Raw genomic sequence first — 17,657 nt, 5'->3', positions numbered from 1 at the left:
TCGGTCGGTTCGAAATCCGATCGACTCCGGCGCACGCTAGCAGCCGTCGTGAACCTCATTCAAGCGATCCTGATCATGGTAGGTGCGGCCCTGGTCCGGGTCGCCCCGGCCCGGCCGGAGGCCGCCAGCACCGCGGCGCGCACGATCCGCGTCGGGCGGTAGAGGTCCTTGTCGTGCCATAGTGCCGGTTCGCCGTCGCATCCGTCCAGCTCGGACAGTCGACGGCGGCCCCGCGCCAGCGCCGACGTGATCCGGGGGTCGCCGGGCCGGCCCGCGTCGGCCAGCGCGAGCACCGCGTACGCGGTCTCCTCGGCGGTGCCGTCCCACCGTCCCCAGGAACCGTCCGGACGCTGCGTGTCCAGCAGCCAGGCCACCCCTCGCTCGACCGCGGCGCGCGCCGCGCCGTCCGGCGCGTGGTCGGCCAGCGCCAGCAGCACCGCGTACGTGGCGTAGTACGGCGAGGCGTGCCAGCGGTCCTCCCACCGGCCGTCCGGCTCCTGCCGCCTCAGCAGCCACTCGGTGACCCGGCGCCGGGCGCCGGTGACGCCGGGCGCGCTCGGCTGCTCGCCGAGCGCGTCGAGCACGTGCGCGTTCGTGGTCAGCGACGCCCCGTCCTCCCCCGGCCAGGTGCAGAAGTGCGCTCCGGTGTCGAACCCGGCCAGCGGCGCGACGCCCGGCGCCCGGCCCAGCCGGGCCAGCGCGTAGAGCGTGACCGCCGTGGTGTCGGCGTCGGCGGGCAGGCCGGGCGCGGTGGCCGCGCCGGACGGTCCGACCGCGGCGTGCAGTTCGGTCAGCACCGGCTCGGGCGCGCCGACCGGCACGCCGGCCCGGACCAGGATGCCGAGCACCCAGGCCCGCTCGAACACGGTGATCGGGCTGGCGCAGGGCACCGGGCCGGGCCGGGCGACAGCGTTCAGGTAGTCCAGCGCGGGCCCGGGCTCCGGCCCGCCCAGCCAGGCGGCCGTGGCGGCGGGTGAGGCGCCGACCGCGCCGCTGGCCGAGGGACGCACCCCGGAAGCGCGGTACGCCAGCTCGCCCGCCACCTCCAGCGCGTGCGCCAGCTTCTCCGGCACCGGCCCCCCGGTGGCGAGCAGTCCGCGTACCCGGGTCAGCCGGGCCGGGTCGAGACCGGCCGGCAGCGGCAGGCGGGGCCGGCCGGCCCACTCGGCCAGCCCGGGCGGCGGACCGGACGGCCCGTCGAGGTGCCGGTCCACCGCCGTCAGCAGCGCCGGCACGATCAGGTCGGTGGCGGGCAGGTCCGGCGGGGCGCCGGCGCGCAGCGCGCCGGTCAGGTACGCCAGCCCCCGGTGCGCGGCGGCTGCGGGCGCGGTGGCTGGCCCGTCGCGGTGCAGCACGGCCAGCAGCGCCTCGACCGCGCTCAGCGTCGGCACCAGCGCGTATCCGCCGGGGCCACCCCAGCCGCCGTCCGGACGCTGCCGGGCCAGCAGCCAGGCCATGCGCCGGTCGTGGCCGTCGAGCCACGGCGCGAGCGCGACCAGCCGCCCGGTCTCGTAGACCGACGGCGACGTCTGCCCCTCCGGTTCGCCGCCGAGCGCGGTGATCAGGTCGTGCGCGGTCCCGGACCGGGTGGCGGGCACCGGTCCGGCGGTGAGCGTCACCGCACGCCCCAGAAGTCGGTGTTCCGGTAGAAGCCGGTGGTGAAGCCGAGCTGCCGGGACAGGAAGTCGGCCTCCCGGGGCACCTCGCCGGCCAGCTTCGCCAGCAGGACGCGGCAGTGGTCGACCTGCTCGGCGAAGCGCCGTTCGACCTCGGCCGGGTCGTCCACCAGCAGCAGCGCGTTGAGGTCGCCGGACTCGGCGTCGCGGCCGTGGGTGCCGAGGTCGTTGACCAGGCGCAGGGCCCGCTGGACCTCGTCGCCGACCTCGATCAGCCGCGCCAGCGTGGCGGCGTCGGACACCGATCCGGTGTGGATCCAGTGCGCCACGTTCACCACTGTGGCGGCGAGGTTGTCGGCGTTGGCGAGGTAGTCGGCGAGTGTGGGGCGGCCGGTACGCCGCCAGTCCCACTCGCGGGCCATCGCGTCGAGCGTGCGTGCCATCGTGTCGCGCCAGTGGCCGCGCAGCGCCGGGTAGGCGGGCGCGGCGGCGACGTCGTCGCGCAGCTCGGCGAGGAACCGGCCCAGCGGGTCGCCGGACTCGCCGCCGTCGAGCACGTCCAGGCAGACGCCGGTGATCCGGTCGACCTCGGCCCGGCTGGTGGCCTGGTGGTCGACCAGCCAGTCCACAGCGAAGCCCCAGAGCACCGCGCGGTTGGTCACGGCGAGTTCGGCGGCGCTGTGCCAGGGCGCGCTGAACGCCATCGCCTGCGCGATGCTGCTGAACAGCGTCGCGTCGAACGGGTCGCCGGGGAACAGCTCGGGGTGCGCGGCGGCGGCCCTGCGCAGGCCGCGCTGGCCCTGCGCGGCCAGCGCGCAGAGCCGGCCCTGCTCCGCGGCGACAGCGAGCGGATCGGGTGCCGGCCCGTCGGTCATGCCCGCTCCGTCCGCCCGGCGGCGACGAGCGTCAGCTCGACCCGCTCACGCGGCCGCAGCGCCGCGGCCAGCCGCAGTCCGGGTACGCCGGGGCGGTGCAGCCGGAACCGGTAGCGGCTGAGCATGGTGGCGAGGATGAGCTGGGCCTCCAGGTAGAACAGGTACATGCCGAGGCACTGGTGCGGCCCGCCGCCGAACGGGAAGTGGGCGTACCGGTGCCGGGCGCGGACCCGCTCGGGGCGGAACCGTTCCGGGTCGAACTCGTCCGGGCGGTCCCAGAACTGCCGCATCCGCTGGGTGATCAGCGGGCTGACCGCCATCGTGGCGCCGGGCTCGATCGGCACGCCGTCGATGACGTCCCCGGCGACCGCGCGGCGCGGGATGCTCCACCCGATCGGGTAGAGCCGCAGCAGCTCGTCCAGCACCATCCGGGTGTACGTGAGCCGGCTCAGGTGCTCGCGGCGTACCGGCTCGCCGCCGACCACCTCGTCGATCTCGGCGTAGAGCCGCTCGGCCACCTCGGGGTGCTGGTCCAGGTGCGGCCAGGCCCAGGTCAGCACGTTGATGGTGGTCTCCGTGGTGGCGGCGAACATCGCCACCGTGTCGTTGCGGACCTGCCGCTCGTCGAGTTGCCGCCCGTCCTCGGTGCGGGCCTGCCAGAGCGTCGAGATGACGTCGTCGCCCTGGTCGGCGGACTCCCGCGTCTGGCGGACGATCGGCACCAGCACGTCGTCGACGATGCGGACGGCGCGGGCGAACGTGCGGTCGCCGGGCATCGGCAGGGACAGCGGCGCGAACGGCACGATGATCCGGGGGATGACGGCGGTGGCGATCCGGTCCTGCGCCTCGATCACGCGCATCGCGTCCGGCACCGAGATCCGGTCGGCGAACAGCACCTTCATGATCGCCCGGCTGACGATGCGCGCCTGCTCCACGCCGATGTCGACCGGCTGCCCGGCGCGGGCCGGCTCGTCCAGCTCCTCCACCGCGTCGCGGATCGCGTCGGCCATCCCGTCGACCAGCGCCTCGACCCGCTTGGCGGTGAACATCGGCTGGAGCATCCGCCGGCTGGCCGACCAGATCTGCCCCTCGCCGAGGATCCCCTCGCCGAACAGCCGCTTGACCGGGCGCCAGAACAGCCCGTCGCCGGCCCGCTCGTAGTTGTCCGCGCGGTCACGCAGCACGTGCTGCACGTGCCTGGGGTGGGTGACCAGGTACGGCCGGAACGAGCCGAGGTTGAGCCGGACCAGTTCGCCTTCGGTACGGTTACCGATGTCGATGAGAGCCCGGGCGGGGTCGCGGAGCACCGCCGGCAGGATCTGCCGCAGCGGCACGATTCGGGGTCGGCCGGTGGGCCTCGGTGTGTCCGTTGGTTCGGGCACCTGAACGCTCCCTCGGTTGACTCAGGGTCGCGACTCCGTATCGACCCGTGACGTTGCTCGCGAGCATGCCATCCTGAGCCGCAGATCAAAAGGCAGGTCGGAGGATATTTCACGTAACAACAATCTCTTTGTCGAGAATGGAGCCCGTGGGATATGCGTCACTGAGGTACACAGTGGCCGTTGCGGAGCGCGAGCGACGCTCACCTGTCCACGGACGGCGGCAGAACGCGGGCGCGGACCCGTCCGCTGTGCCAAGCTTCGGGCATGGACGACAAGACCATCCTCAGCCGGATCTCGGAACTCGTCGACGAGGAGCACCGGCTGCGCGCCGACGCGCAGCAGCACGAGGCCGGCACCGACGACGAGGCGCGGGAGCGGCTGCGCGCGCTGGAGGAGTCCCTGGACCAGTGCTGGGACCTGCTGCGCCGCCGCCGGGCCGCCCGCCAGGCGCACGGCGACCCGGACGCCCAGGGCGAGCGCCCGGTGCCGGAGGTCGAGCGCTACCTGCAGTGACCCGGACCGGCGTCCCGGGCGGTCTCCGCCCGGGACGCCGGTCGGTCAGCGGATGCCCGCCTCCCGCAGCAGCGCCTCGGTCAGCGCCGCCGGATCGGTCACCGTCGCCGGCATCCCGCGGGCGGTGAACCAGGCGGCCACCACCCGCACGTCGCGGGCCAGGAAGTCGGCCCCCTGCGGGTTGGCCACCACGTCGACCACCTGCGGCAGGTCGATCATCACCAGCCGGCCCGCGTGCACCAGCAGGTTGTACGGGGACAGGTCGCCGTGTGCGTACCCGGCCCGGGCCAGCACCGTGAGCGCCTCCACGAGCTGCTCCCACAGGTCGCGCAGTTCGTCGTCGTCGGGCCGGACCTGGGCCAGCCGCGGCGCGGCCTCCCCCGCCTCGGCGTCGCCGACGAACTCCAGCATCAACTCGGTGCCGAGCAGCTGCACCGGATAGGGCACCGCGATCCGCCCGGAGGCGGCCCCGATCTCCCAGAGCTGGGACAACGCGGCGAACTCGGCCGCCGCCCACTGCCCGGCGATCATCTGCCGGCCGAACGCGGTACGGCCGGTCATCGCCCGCATCTCCCGGGACCGCCGTACCCGGCGGCCCTCCAGGTAACCGGCGTCGCGGTGGAAGAGCCGGTGCTGGGCGTCGCGGTAGCGCTTGACCGCCAGCAGGCAGCTGCGGTCGGTGTCCGGCACGGCCCGGCGGACCAGGTGGACGTCCGCCTCCTTGCCGGTCTTGAGCACCCCGAGCTCGGTGTCCCGGGCGGCCAGTTCGGTGACCAGCCAGTCCGGGTGCGGCTCGGGGCCGTGGACGGCCTGGTCCCAGGAGGACCAGGCGTCCTCCGCCTCGGGCTCGGCGTCCGGGTCGGTGAGGGTCGGCGGGGTGTGCCGCCCCCGCTTCAGGAAGTCGGGTTCGTCGTCGTCGAAGCGGCTCTTGCCGCGGCCACGGCGCTGCGGCGCCGGGAAGTCGTGATCGCGCACGGGTGGATCTGTCCTTCGATCGAGGCTGGTGGAGGCAGGTGGAACGACCCTGCGAAGACGGCCATGACCGACCTCCTCTCCTCGACCGGGCACACCCCGGCTGCGCACTCGCGCGGCACCATGCTCGTACCCCGCCCGGGGCAGGTCAACGGATTTTCCGCGCCGCCGTCCGGGCCGCCGTGCCGTCGCGCCTCGTCGCTGCGCCGTCGTCGCGCGCGGTCAGCCGGCCAGGACGGCCGCGACGGCCGCGATCAACCCGTCCTCGATCCGGGTGGGCGCGAACCTCGGGTCGGACCAGCGGCGTCCCCGGTGCAGCCAGACGCTGGGCAGGCCCACCGCCGTCGCGCCGCCGATGTCCGCCTCCGGGCTGTCGCCGACCACCCACGCGCCGCGCAGCGGCATCCGGGCCCGCTGGGCGGCGAGCGCGAAGATCCTCGGGTTGGGCTTGCTGACGCCCGCCTCCTCGGAGATCACCCAGTCGGCGACGTACCGGTCCAGGCCGGTCTTGCGGATCTTGGCGTCCTGTTGACGGGACGCGCCGTTGGTGACCACCACCGGCACCCAGCCGGCGTCGGCCGCGATCCGCAGCGCGCAGGCCACCAGCGGGTCGAGCCGCATGTGGGCCACCACCCCGTCGTGCAGCTCGTCGACCAGGTCGATCGAGGGGATGCGCAGCGCGTACCGGTCGCGGATCGCATCCGCCACGTCCCACCTGTTGGTCAGCCCGTCCGCGTCCACGGACACCAACCAGTCGAGGTCGGCCGGCGGCGCGCCGATGCCGCCCAGGAAGCGTTCTCCCCAGGCGCGGAACGGCCCGTCGCGGTCCAGCAGGGTGTTGTCCAGATCGAGCAGGAGCAACGGCACCTGGGCACCCTACGGGAACGGCCGGAGCACCGACAGGGCCGAGGGCCCCGCCACGGCGATCAGGCGACGAGGACGGCGCGATCCGCCCCGGCGTCGAGCGGACGGTCCAGCAGCATCGTGTGCGCCGCGCGGGTGGCGGTCAGCGCGTCCGGGTCCAGCGTGGCCACCAGCACGTCCTCGCCGGTGTCGGCGCCCCGGGCCAGCGGCCGGCCCTCCGGGTCGTACACCGCCGCGCCGCCGTTGAAGCGCCAGGGATCGGTGCCGCCGACCGAGTTGGCGAACACCACGTACATCGTGTTGTCCAGCGCCCGCGCGGCGTAGTAGAGGTCGCGGCGGTGCGCCGAGCCGGCCAGGTAGCCGCTCGGGCAGAGGTAGCCGTGCGCGCCGTCGCCGGCGGCGGCCCGCGCGTGCTCCGGGAAGCAGCCGTCGTAGCAGACGCCCAGGCCCAGCCGCCACGTGTCGACCACGAGCGTGGCGCCCCGGCGGCCGGCGTCGAACAGCTCCCGCTCGCCGCTCCAGAGCTGCTGCTTGTCGTACGCGGCGGTGACCGTGCCGGCCGGGTCCACGACGAGCGAGGAGATGGTGCGCCGCCGGTCGGGGTGGCGGACGGCGGCGCCGATCACCACCGCGGCGCCCGCGTCGGCGGCGGCGGAGCGCAGTGGGTCCAGCCGGGCGTCGGCGACCCGGCCGTCGGCGTCGGCGGCCACGTCCGTGGCGTCCGGGTCGGCCCCGAGCGTCGGCGGGTGGTACGCCGGCAGGAACAGCTCGGGCAGCACCACGACGCGGGCGCCCTCGGCCCGGGCGACGAGGCGGGCGGCGGCACCGGCGTTGCCGGCGACGTCGCCGGGGGCGGGCTGGGCCTGGACGGCGGCGACGGTGAGCGGGTGCGCGGGAGGGGCGGTCACGCGCCGATCCTAACCACCCGGCGACGGACAGATGATCATCTGAAATCGCATCTCAAGCCGTACGTACGGTTTGCATCGGCCGGTTACACCTGCGACGATCCACCCGTGCCCAGAGTAAGTCAGGACCAGCTCGACGCGCGCCGCCAGGAGATCCTCGCGGCGGCGCGGGCGTGTTTCGCCCGGCACGGCTACGAGGGCGCGACCGTACGGCGGCTGGAGGAGGCCACCGGCCTGTCCCGTGGCGCGATCTTCCACCACTTCCGGGACAAGGACTCCCTGTTCCTCGCCGTGGCCGAGGACGACGCCGCCGCCATGGTGGAGACGGTCGCCCGCAACGGTCTCGTGCAGGTGATGCGCGACCTGCTGGCCCGGGCCGTCTCGCCGGACACCACCGGCTGGCTCGGCAGCCAGCTTGAGGTCTCCCGCCGGCTGCGCACCGACCCCGCCTTCGCCAAGCGCTGGGCGGAGCGTTCCGAGGCCATCGCCGGTGCCACCCGCGAACGCCTGCTGCGCCAGCGCGAAGCCGGGGTGCTCCGCGACGACGTGCCGATCGACGTGCTGGCCCAGTTCCTGGAGCTGGCCTACGACGGGCTGGTGCTGCACCTGGCCATGGGCCGGCCGGCCGGCGACCTGGCCCGCGTGCTCGACCTGGTCGAGGAAGCCGTCCGCCGGCACTGAACCGGCACCGGTCTCGGTCCGGTAACTACGCCGCTCCAGGAGATCGACTCTGTCGCGCCTGCTCCACAATGAGCCGCGACCCCTCCTCGCGACAGGAGCAGACGATGACCCCCACCGACACCTGGGGCATCCCCGGCCCCGTATTCCTGCGCTGGTACCTCCTGCTCGCCGTCGTCCTGGTCGTCGGCGCGATCGTGTACCGGCGGCGCATGCTGGCGGGCACGCCGGTGACCGCCTACGGCGACCTCGGCCCGCAGCAGGTCGCATACCTCAACGGCGGCGACCAGCTCGCCGTCTGGGCCGCACTCGGCGGGCTGCGCCACGCGGGCGCGGTCGGGGTACGACCGGACCGGCGGCTCACCACCGGCGGCCCGCTGCCGGCCGGCGCCACCCCGCTGGACCAGGCGGTGCACCACGCGGCCAGCCGCGGTCTGCGCACCCGGGACCTGGCCGCCGACGAGTGGGTCCGGCGGGCGCTCGACGAGCTGCGCGACGGCCTGGTACGCCGGGGCCTGGCCCTGGACCAGGAACGGCGCCGGACGCTGCGGCGCGGCGCGCTGCTGGTCGGAGCCCTGCTGGTCATCGGCATCGTGCGCGCGGTCTCCGGGCTGCTCAACGACCGGCCCACCGGCTGGCTGCTGCTCAGCCTGTTCCCGCTCGGCCTCGCGTTCGTGCTGCTCAACCGCGTGCCCTGGCGTACCCGGGCGGCCACCGCCGCGCTGAACGACATGCGCCGCCGGCACACCTGGCTGCGGCCGGCGGCCGGGCCCGCGTACACCACGTACGGCCCGACGGAGGTGGCGCTGGGCGTGGCGCTGTTCGGCACCGCCACGCTCTGGACCATGGATCCCGGCTTCGCGGAGCAGGCCGAGATCCAGCGGCAGGCGATGGGCAACGCGGGCGGCGCCAGCTCCGGCACCTCCTGCGGCGGCGGGGCGACCGCCGGCGGCGGCAGCTCCTGCGGCGGCGGCAGCTCGTGCGGCGGAGGCGGTGGCTGCGGCGGAGGCGGGTGCGGCGGATGAGCGGCCCGTCCGGCGTCGGCATCGGCTGGCGCCCCGAGATCGCCGGGTTCGTCGCCGGGCTGCCGGGGCTGCGCTTCGTCGAGGTGGTCGCGGAGGCGGTCGCCCCGGCCGGGCCGCTCCCGGACGGGCTCGCCGAGCTGCGCGAACGCGGCGTCGACGTCGTACCCCACGGGGTGCGGCTGTCCCTCGGCGGCGCGGAGCCGGTCGACCCGGCCCGGGTCGCGCACCTGGCCGGGGTGGCCGCGGCCCTGGACGCGCCGCTGGTGAGCGAGCACATCGCGTTCGTGCGGGCCGGCGGTCTGGAGGCCGGTCACCTGCTGCCGCTGCCGCGCAGCCGGGAGGCGGTCGCCACGGTGGTGGCGAACGTCCGGCGGACGCAGGCGGAGCTGCCGGTGCCGCTGGCCCTGGAACCGATCGCGGCGCTGTTCGACTGGCCCGACGACGAGCTGGACGAGGCGGACTTCCTCACCGAGATCCTCGACGCCACCGACGCGCTGCTGCTGCTCGACGTGGCGAACGTGCACGCCAACGCCCGCAACCGGGGCGGTGACCCGGCCGCGCTGCTGGACCGGCTGCCGCTGGAGCGCATCGCCTACGTGCACGTGGCGGGCGGCGCCGAACACGGCGGCTTCTACCACGACACGCACACCGACCCGGTGCCCGCCGCCGTGCTGGACCTGGTCCGCGAGCTGTGCGCCCGGCGCCGGCCGCCCGCGCTGCTGCTGGAACGCGACGGGCACTACCCGCCCGCCGCCGAGCTGCGCGGCGAACTGGACGCGCTGGCCGCCGCGTCCGGCCACCCGGTGGTCACGTGAGCGGCGACCTGGCGGCCCGGCAGGCCGAGCTGGTCGCCGCGCTCGTCGCCGGTGGACCGCTGCCGCCCGGCTTCGCCCCGGCCCCGGTCGAGGCGGCCCGCCGGGCGCTGCTGCGCAAACGGGCCGGCGACGTGGCCCGGCACTGGCCGCTGCTCGCCGCCGGCCTCGGCTCCGCCTGGTCGGCCACGTTCACCACGTGGGCCGACAACCGTCCCACGAACGGTTCGCTGCGCGACGGCTGGGACCTGGCCCGCGACCTGCGCGACCGGGACGCGCTGCCGCCGCTCGGCGCGGAGGAGCTGGCCGCGCGCGAGGCCGCGAGCCGCTACGACGGCCGCCGCCCGCCCCGGCCACGCCGGCTGCCGGCCCTCGCCCGGGCCGGCGGCGCCGTCGCGGTTCAGGTCGCCGGCCGGGTACGCCTGCTGCGGCCCGCCCCGCGCTGACAGGCACCCGCCGGTACGGCAGGATCGGTGCATGGATCTCGGACTCGCCGACCGGGTGTACGTGCTCACCGGCGCCTCCGGCGGCCTCGGCTTCGCCACCGCCGAACAACTCGTCGCCGACGGCGCCCGGGTGGTCATCTCCGCGCGTACCCCGGAACGGGTGGCCGCCGCCGTCGAGGCGCTCGGTGACCCGCGGCGGGCGATCGGGCTGACCGCCGACCTCACCGACCCCGCCACGCCGCAACGGCTCGTCGCCGCCGCCCGCGAACACTTCGGACGCCTCGACGGCGCGCTGATCTCCGTCGGCGGCCCACCGCCCGGCACCGCCGCCACCGTCACCGACGAGCAATGGCGCGAGTCGTTCGAGACGGTCTTCCTGGGCAGCGTCCGGCTCGCCCGCACGATGGCCGGGGCGCTCACCGACGGCGGCGCGATCGGGCTGGTGCTGTCCACCTCGGTACGCGGACCGCTGCCCGGCCTCGGCATCTCCAACGGCCTGCGGCCGGGCCTCGCCGGCGTCGCCAAGGACATGGCCGACGAGTTCGGCCCGCGCGGCGTACGCGTGGTCAGCCTGCTGCCCGGACGGATCATGACCGACCGCAACCGGGAGCTGCTGGCCGGCTCCGGCGACCCCGAGCGGGCCCGCGCGCAGGCCGAGGCGGCCATCCCGCTCGGGCGCATCGGCGACCCGGCGGAGTTCGGCAAGGTGGCCGCGTTCCTGCTCTCCCCCGCCGCCGGGTACGTCACCGGGATCACCGTCCCGGTCGACGGCGGCGCGCTGCGCGGACTGTGACGGTGGGCGCGGTGGTCGGGCTCCCCGCGACGGCGGCGGCTCCAGCCGGCTTTCCGCGGCCGCTCCGGTGAGCCGGGTGCGGATGGCCGCGACCGTGGCGGGCCGGTCGTACGGGACGGCGGGCCGGTGAGCGATCGACGGCGGCCGGGCGGTGGACGGCCCGAGGCCGCGCCCGGACCCGGCACGCCCGCCCGCCGCCACCCCCGGCCCAGCCGCGAGCAGCTCGCCGCGGCGGCCGACCGGCTGCTGCCCGACGTGATCGCGCCCGGCCTGGACGTGCTGTTCGTCGGCATCAACCCGGGCCTGTGGTCGGCGGCCACCGGCTGGCACTTCGCCCGCCCGGGCAACCGGTTCTGGCCCGCCCTGCACCGGGGCGGCTTCACGCCGCGCCTGCTGCACCCCAGCGAACAGGACACGCTTCCGGCCCTGGGCCTCGGCATCACCAACATGGTGGCCCGGGCCAGCGCCCGCGCCGACGAACTCACCGCCGCCGAACTCGTCGACGGCGCGGCCACGCTCACCGCGAAGGTCGAGCGTTACCGGCCGCGCTGGGTGGCGGTGGTCGGGGTGACCGCGTACCGGATCGGGTTCGCCCGGCCGAAGGCCGGTTTCGGGCCGCAGCCGGAGACGCTCGCGGCGGCCCGGCTCTGGGTGCTGCCCAACCCGAGCGGCCTGAACGCCCACTTCACCCCGGAGACGCTCGGCGCCGCGTTCGCCGAGCTGCGCGCCGAGGTCGTCGCGGGTTAGGGCTCCGGTCGTCGCGGGCCGGTCGTCCGGCGCCGCCGGCTGTCGACGGCCCGGCGCCGGGATGTGGTCTCGCCGGGCCGCTAGTTGGCGGCCGCCGGGGGCATGGCCTCGTGGGCGACGTAGGTGCCCATCGGCACCGTGGTCACCACCGGCTCGGGCTGCTCCGCCTCGGCGTGGGGCGTCGGCGAGTCGGTGACCGCGAACTGGGTGCGGTACAGCTCGGCGTACAGGCCACCGACCGCCACCAGCTCGTCGTGCCGGCCGCGCTCCACGATCCGGCCCTCGTCGAGCACGAGGATCTGGTCGGCGTCGCGCACCGTGGAGAGCCGGTGCGCGATGACCAGCGCGGTACGCCCGGTCAGCGCCACCGACAGCGCCCGCTGCACCGCCGCCTCGCTCTCCGAGTCCAGGTGGGCGGTGGCCTCGTCGAGGATCACGATCGACGGGGCCTTGAGCAGCAGCCGGGCGATGGCGATGCGCTGCTTCTCGCCGCCGGAGAAGCGGTAACCCCGCTCGCCGACCGTCGTGTCGAGCCCGTCCGGCAGCGCCCGGACCAGGTCGGCGACCTGCGCGCCGGCCAGCGCCGCCCAGATCTCGTCGTCGGTGGCGTCCGGCTTGGCGTAGCGCAGGTTCTCCCGGATCGTCTCGTGGAACAGGTGCGAGTCCTGGGTGACCACGCCGATCTCGTCGCGGAGCGAGGCGAGCGTCGCGTCCCGTACGTCGACGCCGCCGACCAGCACCTGGCCGTCGCTGACGTCGTAGATCCGGGAGATGAGCATGGACAGCGTCGACTTGCCCGCGCCGGAGGGGCCGACCAGGGCCACCATCTGCCCCGGCTCGACGGCGAACGAGACGCCCCTGAGCACCGGCTCGTTGACCGTGCGGTCGAGGGTCGAGACCTCCTCCAGGGAGGCGAGCGACACCTCCGCGGCGCTCGGGTAGCGGAAGCGCACGTCGCGGAACTCGACCCGGCCGTTGCCGCGCGGCACCGGCACCGCGCCGGGCTTCTCGGCGATGGACGGGCGCAGGTCGAGCACCTCGAAGACCCGGTCGAAGGAGACGAGCGCGCTCATCACGTCGACCCGGACGTTGGACAGCGCGGTCAGCGGGCCGTAGAGACGGGTCAGCAGCAGCGCCAGCTTGACCACGGTGCCGGCGCTGACCGCCCCGGTCACCGCGAGCCAGCCGCCGACGCCGTACGTCAGCGCCTGGGCCAGCGACGCGACGAGCAGCATCGCGACGAAGAACGTCCGCGAGTACATCGCGGACTGGATGCCGATGTCGCGCACCCGCTCGGCCCGGCGGGCGAACCGGTCGGCCTCGACCTCCGGCGCGCCGAACAGCTTGACCAGGAGCGCGCCCGCCACGCCGAACCGCTCGGTCATCGTGGCGTTCATCTTGGCGTCGAGGTTGTACGACTCGCGGGTGATCTCGGCGAGCCGCCGGCCGACCCGGCGGGCCGGGATGATGAAGATCGGCAGCAGCACCAGCGCCAGCACGGTGATCTGCCACGACAGCACGAGCATCGCCCCGGCGGTGAGCACGAGCTGGATGACGTTGCTGACCACGCCGGACAGCGTCGAGGTGAACGCCCGCTGGGCGCCGAGCACGTCGTTGTTGAGCCGGCTGACCAGGGCGCCGGTCTGGGTGCGGGTGAAGAACTGCAACGGCATCCGCTGGACGTGGTCGTACACCCGGGTGCGCAGGTCGAGGATGATGCCCTCGCCGATGCGGGCCGAATACCACCGCTGGACCAGGGAGAACAACGCGTCGGCCACGGCCAGCGCGGCGATGATCAGGGCGAGCCGGACCACTGTCGAGCGGGCGTCCGCGCCGCCCACGGCGATCGCGTCGATGACGTCGCCGGCGAGCAGCGGTGTGGCCACGCCGATCACCGCGGCGACGATCACGGTGATCAGGAAGACGACGATGTCGCGCCGGTAGGGCCGGGCGAACGCGACGATCCGCCGGGCGGTGCCGCGCTTGAGCTCGTGGGCGGAGACCTCGTCGCGGTTACGCAGCGACCGGAGCATGCTCCAGCCGCCCATGCCGCCGCCGGCCATCGGGTGGGACACTCGTCACCTCCGGGTCGTCGGGGCAGCATGAACCGTCGGAGTCCATTCTCCCGACGCCTGTGACAACCTCGCGAGTAACCCAGATCTTCCCGGACGGTCCTTACGAAATCGCCGTCCCGGCTATTCGCCCCGCCCGGCCAGATCCCGGATCCGCCGGGTCTGCGCCTCCCGCTCGGCGCGCTGCTGCTCGGCGTGCGAGCGCCCGGTCGCGCCCGCGAGCAGCGCCTTGATCTCGACGATCGCGTCCCGGTTGTTGGCGAGCAGCCCGGCGGACAGGTCACGCACGGCGCCGTCCAGTTCGTCGTTCGGCACCACGAGCGTGGCCAGGCCGATCCGGTCCGCCTCGGCGGCGTCCATCCGCCGGCCGGTGGCGCAGATCTCCAGCGCCCGGGAGTAGCCGACCAGCTCGACCAGGCGGCGCGTGCCGGCCAGGTCGGGAACGAGGCCGAGGGTCACCTCGGCCATCGAGAGCTTCGCGTCGGCGGCGAGCACCCGCATGTCGCAGGCCAGCGCGAGCTGGAAGCCGGCGCCGATGGCGTGGCCCTGCACGGCGGCGATCGACACCACGTCGGGCCGGTGCAGCCAGGTGAAACCGCCCTGGTACGCGGCGATCCGGTCGGCGCACTCCGCCTCCGGCATCGCGGCCAGCTCGGCGAAGGAGCCCGGCCCGGTCGCACCGGCGACCGCCAGGTCCAGGCCCGCGGAGAAGGCTCGTCCCTCTCCGCGTACGACGACGACGCGCACGTCGCCGGGCAGGTCGCGAGAGAAGTCGCTCATCGCGCGCCACATCGCCGGGGTCTGCGCGTTGAGCACGTCGGGCCGGCACAACGTCACCGTCGCGACCGGCCCGTCGCAGTCGAAGCGCACTCCGGTCGTCTCGGCGGTCACCGGACGCCCCGGAACGCGCTGATGGACGACGCTGGGGGGCGGGTCACGCCTTCTTCCGGCGCCGGGCGCCGCCGCGCTGCCGCAGCTGCACCCCGGACTCGGTGAGCACACGGTGGATGAACCCGTAGGAACGGCCCGTCGAGGCCGCCAGAGCACGGATGCTCTCACCCCCGGTGTACCGCTTTACCAGGTCTTTGGCGAGCGTCTGACGCTCGGCCCCGACGATCCGGCGACCCTTCTCAGTGCTGGTGGCTGTGCCGGTGGCTGCCATGCTGATTCCTCACGTCCCAGACTGTGCGGTTCGGATACGGTCCCACCTATTAGACCGCCTCGGACGATCATGCGCCAGATATCAACTATTCGCCAACCGACACGCTACGCAATGTCAGCTTCCCGATAGAGTGATCCTTCCGGCCCGCTGATCCGTACCGCCCCGCCGGACAGGCCGGCCGGCGCCACATCGACGAGGTGGCGGCGTCCTCCCGCATGACCGAACCACCTCCCCGAGGTGGCTGCCATGCCGCGCTCCGGATACCGCCACCACGGCGACCTGGTGTGGATCATGCGACGGCCGGTGCGACGGGCCGTATCGTGCCCGGGGTGATTGACACGATCACGGCCGCGGCGGGCGCCGCCGGCGTCTTCGCCGCCACCAACCTCGACGACGTCGTCGTGCTCACCGTGCTCTTCGTGGCCGCCCGGCGGATCGGGCGTCCCCGGCCGTGGCAGATCGTCGCCGGGCAGTACGCGGGCATCGGCGCGCTCGTCGCGGTCGCCGTGGTGGCCGCCGCCGGGCTGCTCGTGGTGCCGGACCCGTGGCCCGGGCTGCTCGGACTGCTGCCGATCGCGCTCGGCGTCCGCGCGCTGCTGACCCGGCGCGGCGACGACGAGCCACCGGCGGTGGTCGGCAGCCTGCTCGGCGTCGCCGGGGTGACTGTGGCGAACGGCGCGGACAACATCGCCGTCTACGTGCCGGTGTTCCGCGCCCTCGACCCGGTGACCGGCCTGATCTGGCTGCTGGTGTTCGCCGTGCTGGTGGCCGTGTGGTGCGCGGTCGCCGCCGCGCTCGGCGGTCACCCGCGGGTGGTGGCGCTGGTCGGCCGCGCCGGCCACTGGCTGGTCCCGGCGATCTTCATCGCCATCGGCGCGGCCATCCTGCTCACCTCCGGCGTCCTCCCCCACCTGGCCACCCTCCCCACCTGACCGCCCACCCCGCCCTACCCCGCCCCCACCCCGTCGATCATGAAGTTGGCGGCGATGTGGATCTCCAAAACCGCCGCCAACTTCATGATCGACCGGGAAAGAGGGGGCGGAAGAGGGCGGGGTCAGGCCAGCTCTACCAGCTCCAGGAGGTCGTCGGACCAGGCGTCCTCGTCGCCGTCGGGGAGCAGGATGGCACGGTCCGGCTTGAGCGCGGTGACCGCGCCCGGGTCGTGCGTGACCAGCACGATCGCGCCCGGGTAGCGGGCGATCGCGTCGAGCACCTGCTCGCGGCTGACCGGGTCGAGGTTGTTCGTCGGCTCGTCCAGCAGCAGCACGTTGGCGCCGGAACAGACCAGCGTGGCCAGCGCCAGCCGGGTCTTCTCGCCGCCGGAGAGCACGCCGGCCGGCTTGTCCACGTCCTCACCGGAGAACAGGAACGCGCCGAGGATCTTGCGCAGGTCGGTGTCGGTCTGGTCGGACGCGGCACTACGCATGTGCTCCAGGATCGTCCGGTCCACGTCGAGCGTCTCGTGCTCCTGGGCGTAGTAGCCCAGCCGCAGCCCGTGCCCGGGGCGCACCTCGCCGGTGTCCGGCTCCAGCAGCCCGCCGAGCATCCGCAGCAGCGTGGTCTTGCCGGCGCCGTTGAGGCCGAGGATGGCCACCCGGGAGCCGCGGTCCACCGCCACGTCGACGTCGGTGAAGATCTCCAGCGACCCGTACGACTTGGACAGGCCGGTCGCGGTCAGCGGCGTCTTGCCGCACGGCGCGGGGCTCGGGAACCGTACCTTCGCGACCTTGTCCGCGACGCGGACCTCGTCCAGGCCGGAGAGCAGGCGCTCGGCGCGCCGGGCCATGTTCTGCGCGGCGACGGTCTTGGTGGCCTTGGCCCGCATCTTGTCCGCCTGCGCCATCAGCGCGCCGGCCTTCTTCTCGGCGTTGGCCCGCTCCCGGCGGCGGCGCCGCTCGTCGGTCTCCCGCGCCTCCAGGTACGCCTTCCAGCCCAGGTTGTACGTGTCGACCACGGACCGGGTGGCGTCCAGGAACCAGACCTTGTTGACCACGGCCTCCAGCAGCGAGGCGTCGTGGGAGATCACGATCAGGCCGCCCTTGTGGTTGGCGAGGAAGCCGCGCAGCCAGGTGATCGAGTCGGCGTCGAGGTGGTTGGTGGGCTCGTCGAGCAGCAGGATGCCGCCGCCGTTCTCGCCGGCGTCGCGGAACAGGATCCGGGCCAGCTCGATGCGGCGGCGCTGACCGCCGGAGAGCGTGCCGATGGTCTGCGCCAGGGCCCGGTCGGGCAGGCCCAGGTTGGCGCAGATCCGGGCCGCCTCGGCCTCGGCCGCGTAGCCGCCGAGCGAGGCGAACTGGTCCTCCAGCGCGCCGTAGCGGCGGACCAGCCGCTCGTCGTCGGCGCCCTCGGCGAGCTTGTCCTCCAGCTCCTTCATCTGGGCCATGAGCACGTCCAGGCCGCGGGCGGAGAGCACCCGGTCCCGGCCGGTGACGTCCAGGTCACCGGTACGCGGGTCCTGCGGCAGGTAGCCGATGGCGCTGCGCCGGTCGATCTGGCCGCCGTACGGCTGGCCCTCCCCGGCGAGCACCTTGAGTGTGGTGGTCTTGCCGGCGCCGTTACGGCCGACCAGGCCGATCCGGTCCCCCGGCTGCACCCGCAGGGTGGTGTCGGACAGCAGGATCCGGGAACCGGCGCGCAGTTCCAGGCCGGTGGCAGTGATCATCTCGGAGTACTCGCTCTCGGGTCCGGACAGGCTGATTCAGGGCACGCGAAAGCGCCGGCGGGTGGTGATTTCCCGTCGGCGCGGGGCCGTTCAGCCTTCGCAGCGCAGCACGGGAGCAAGTGTACCGGGCTCC

18 protein-coding genes are annotated in these 17,657 nt (G+C 74.5%); 8 read left to right on the top strand and 10 right to left on the bottom strand.

Going from position 1 to position 17,657, the window contains the following annotated elements; genetic code table 11:
* Window positions 1-59: 59 nt before the first annotated feature.
* Genes M8C11_RS10160 through M8C11_RS10150 form a run of 3 tightly spaced genes read right to left on the bottom strand, consistent with a single transcriptional unit; the run spans window position 60 to window position 3,825 of the window.
* A complete protein-coding gene (locus M8C11_RS10160) occupies window positions 60-1,619 on the bottom strand; it encodes a prenyltransferase/squalene oxidase repeat-containing protein (protein ID WP_252449361.1) in 1,560 nt (519 codons plus the stop codon).
* Window positions 1,616-2,491 carry a terpene synthase family protein gene (locus M8C11_RS10155; protein WP_252449360.1) on the bottom strand — a complete coding sequence of 292 codons (876 nt, stop codon included), beginning with the start codon at window positions 2,489-2,491 and terminating at the stop codon, window positions 1,616-1,618. The genes M8C11_RS10160 and M8C11_RS10155 overlap by 4 nt, the downstream gene beginning before the upstream one ends.
* A complete protein-coding gene (locus M8C11_RS10150) occupies window positions 2,488-3,825 on the bottom strand; it encodes a cytochrome P450 (RefSeq protein ID WP_252449382.1) in 1,338 nt (445 codons plus the stop codon). Before M8C11_RS10150 ends, M8C11_RS10155 begins: the two co-directional genes overlap by 4 nt.
* A 312-nt stretch (window positions 3,826-4,137) precedes the next feature.
* Between M8C11_RS10150 and M8C11_RS10145 the strand changes: the two genes are divergently transcribed.
* Window positions 4,138-4,386 (top strand): DUF2630 family protein, encoded by a 249-nt coding sequence (locus M8C11_RS10145; protein ID WP_013287422.1) that lies wholly within the window; start codon window positions 4,138-4,140, stop codon window positions 4,384-4,386.
* A gap of 45 nt (window positions 4,387-4,431) precedes the next feature.
* Here the strand turns inward: M8C11_RS10145 and M8C11_RS10140 are convergent, their stop codons facing one another.
* From M8C11_RS10140 to M8C11_RS10130, 3 genes are all read right to left on the bottom strand, one after another.
* Complete coding sequence (locus M8C11_RS10140; protein WP_120568948.1) at window positions 4,432-5,361, bottom strand: serine protein kinase RIO; 930 nt, start codon at window positions 5,359-5,361, stop codon at window positions 4,432-4,434.
* A gap of 219 nt (window positions 5,362-5,580) precedes the next feature.
* Window positions 5,581-6,225, bottom strand: coding sequence for an HAD family hydrolase (locus M8C11_RS10135; protein WP_252449359.1), 645 nt, complete (start codon window positions 6,223-6,225; stop codon window positions 5,581-5,583).
* Between the two features lie 59 nt (window positions 6,226-6,284).
* Window positions 6,285-7,130 carry a carbon-nitrogen hydrolase family protein gene (locus M8C11_RS10130; RefSeq protein ID WP_252449358.1) on the bottom strand — a complete coding sequence of 282 codons (846 nt, stop codon included), beginning with the start codon at window positions 7,128-7,130 and terminating at the stop codon, window positions 6,285-6,287.
* 105 nt (window positions 7,131-7,235) lie between these two features.
* Here M8C11_RS10130 and M8C11_RS10125 point away from each other — a divergent pair, with 105 nt between their 5' ends.
* The 6 genes from M8C11_RS10125 to mug all read left to right on the top strand — a co-directional run bounded on the left by M8C11_RS10125 (window position 7,236) and on the right by mug (window position 11,628).
* Complete coding sequence (locus M8C11_RS10125; RefSeq protein WP_013287426.1) at window positions 7,236-7,808, top strand: TetR/AcrR family transcriptional regulator; 573 nt, start codon at window positions 7,236-7,238, stop codon at window positions 7,806-7,808.
* 104 nt (window positions 7,809-7,912) lie between these two features.
* Window positions 7,913-8,830 (top strand): TIGR04222 domain-containing membrane protein, encoded by a 918-nt coding sequence (locus M8C11_RS10120; RefSeq protein ID WP_252449357.1) that lies wholly within the window; start codon window positions 7,913-7,915, stop codon window positions 8,828-8,830.
* Window positions 8,827-9,645 (top strand): DUF692 domain-containing protein, encoded by an 819-nt coding sequence (locus M8C11_RS10115; protein ID WP_252449356.1) that lies wholly within the window; start codon window positions 8,827-8,829, stop codon window positions 9,643-9,645. Before M8C11_RS10120 ends, M8C11_RS10115 begins: the two co-directional genes overlap by 4 nt.
* A complete protein-coding gene (locus tag M8C11_RS10110) occupies window positions 9,642-10,088 on the top strand; it encodes a hypothetical protein (protein WP_252449355.1) in 447 nt (148 codons plus the stop codon). The genes M8C11_RS10115 and M8C11_RS10110 overlap by 4 nt, the downstream gene beginning before the upstream one ends.
* Window positions 10,089-10,119: 31 nt before the next feature.
* On the top strand, window positions 10,120-10,881 hold the full coding sequence (locus M8C11_RS10105; RefSeq protein WP_120568943.1) for an SDR family oxidoreductase: 762 nt from the start codon (window positions 10,120-10,122) through the stop codon (window positions 10,879-10,881).
* Between the two features lie 126 nt (window positions 10,882-11,007).
* On the top strand, window positions 11,008-11,628 hold the full coding sequence (gene mug / locus M8C11_RS10100; protein WP_120568942.1) for a G/U mismatch-specific DNA glycosylase: 621 nt from the start codon (window positions 11,008-11,010) through the stop codon (window positions 11,626-11,628).
* 80 nt (window positions 11,629-11,708) lie between these two features.
* On the opposite strand, the gene M8C11_RS10095 is transcribed toward mug, so the two are convergent.
* The 3 genes from M8C11_RS10095 to M8C11_RS10085 form a co-directional block, all read right to left on the bottom strand.
* Window positions 11,709-13,691 (bottom strand): ABC transporter ATP-binding protein, encoded by a 1,983-nt coding sequence (locus M8C11_RS10095; RefSeq protein ID WP_120568941.1) that lies wholly within the window; start codon window positions 13,689-13,691, stop codon window positions 11,709-11,711.
* 132 nt (window positions 13,692-13,823) lie between these two features.
* Complete coding sequence (locus M8C11_RS10090; RefSeq protein WP_252449354.1) at window positions 13,824-14,591, bottom strand: enoyl-CoA hydratase/isomerase family protein; 768 nt, start codon at window positions 14,589-14,591, stop codon at window positions 13,824-13,826.
* Between the two features lie 43 nt (window positions 14,592-14,634).
* Window positions 14,635-14,862 (bottom strand): helix-turn-helix domain-containing protein, encoded by a 228-nt coding sequence (locus M8C11_RS10085; protein ID WP_007072022.1) that lies wholly within the window; start codon window positions 14,860-14,862, stop codon window positions 14,635-14,637.
* A 329-nt stretch (window positions 14,863-15,191) separates the two neighbouring features.
* Here M8C11_RS10085 and M8C11_RS10080 point away from each other — a divergent pair, with 329 nt between their 5' ends.
* Complete coding sequence (locus tag M8C11_RS10080) at window positions 15,192-15,794, top strand: cadmium resistance transporter (RefSeq protein ID WP_252449353.1); 603 nt, start codon at window positions 15,192-15,194, stop codon at window positions 15,792-15,794.
* Window positions 15,795-15,916: 122 nt separating this feature from the next.
* Here M8C11_RS10080 and M8C11_RS10075 read toward each other — a convergent pair whose 3' ends face one another.
* Entirely contained in the window at window positions 15,917-17,524 is a 1,608-nt protein-coding gene (locus M8C11_RS10075; RefSeq protein ID WP_121685548.1) for an ABC-F family ATP-binding cassette domain-containing protein, read from the bottom strand.
* Window positions 17,525-17,657: the final 133 nt, after the last annotated feature.

It is taken from the genome of Micromonospora sp. CPM1, from assembly GCF_023896895.1.
GTDB classification, from domain to species: domain Bacteria; phylum Actinomycetota; class Actinomycetes; order Mycobacteriales; family Micromonosporaceae; genus Micromonospora; species Micromonospora tulbaghiae.
This window is presented reverse-complemented; position numbering and strand designations above follow the sequence as displayed.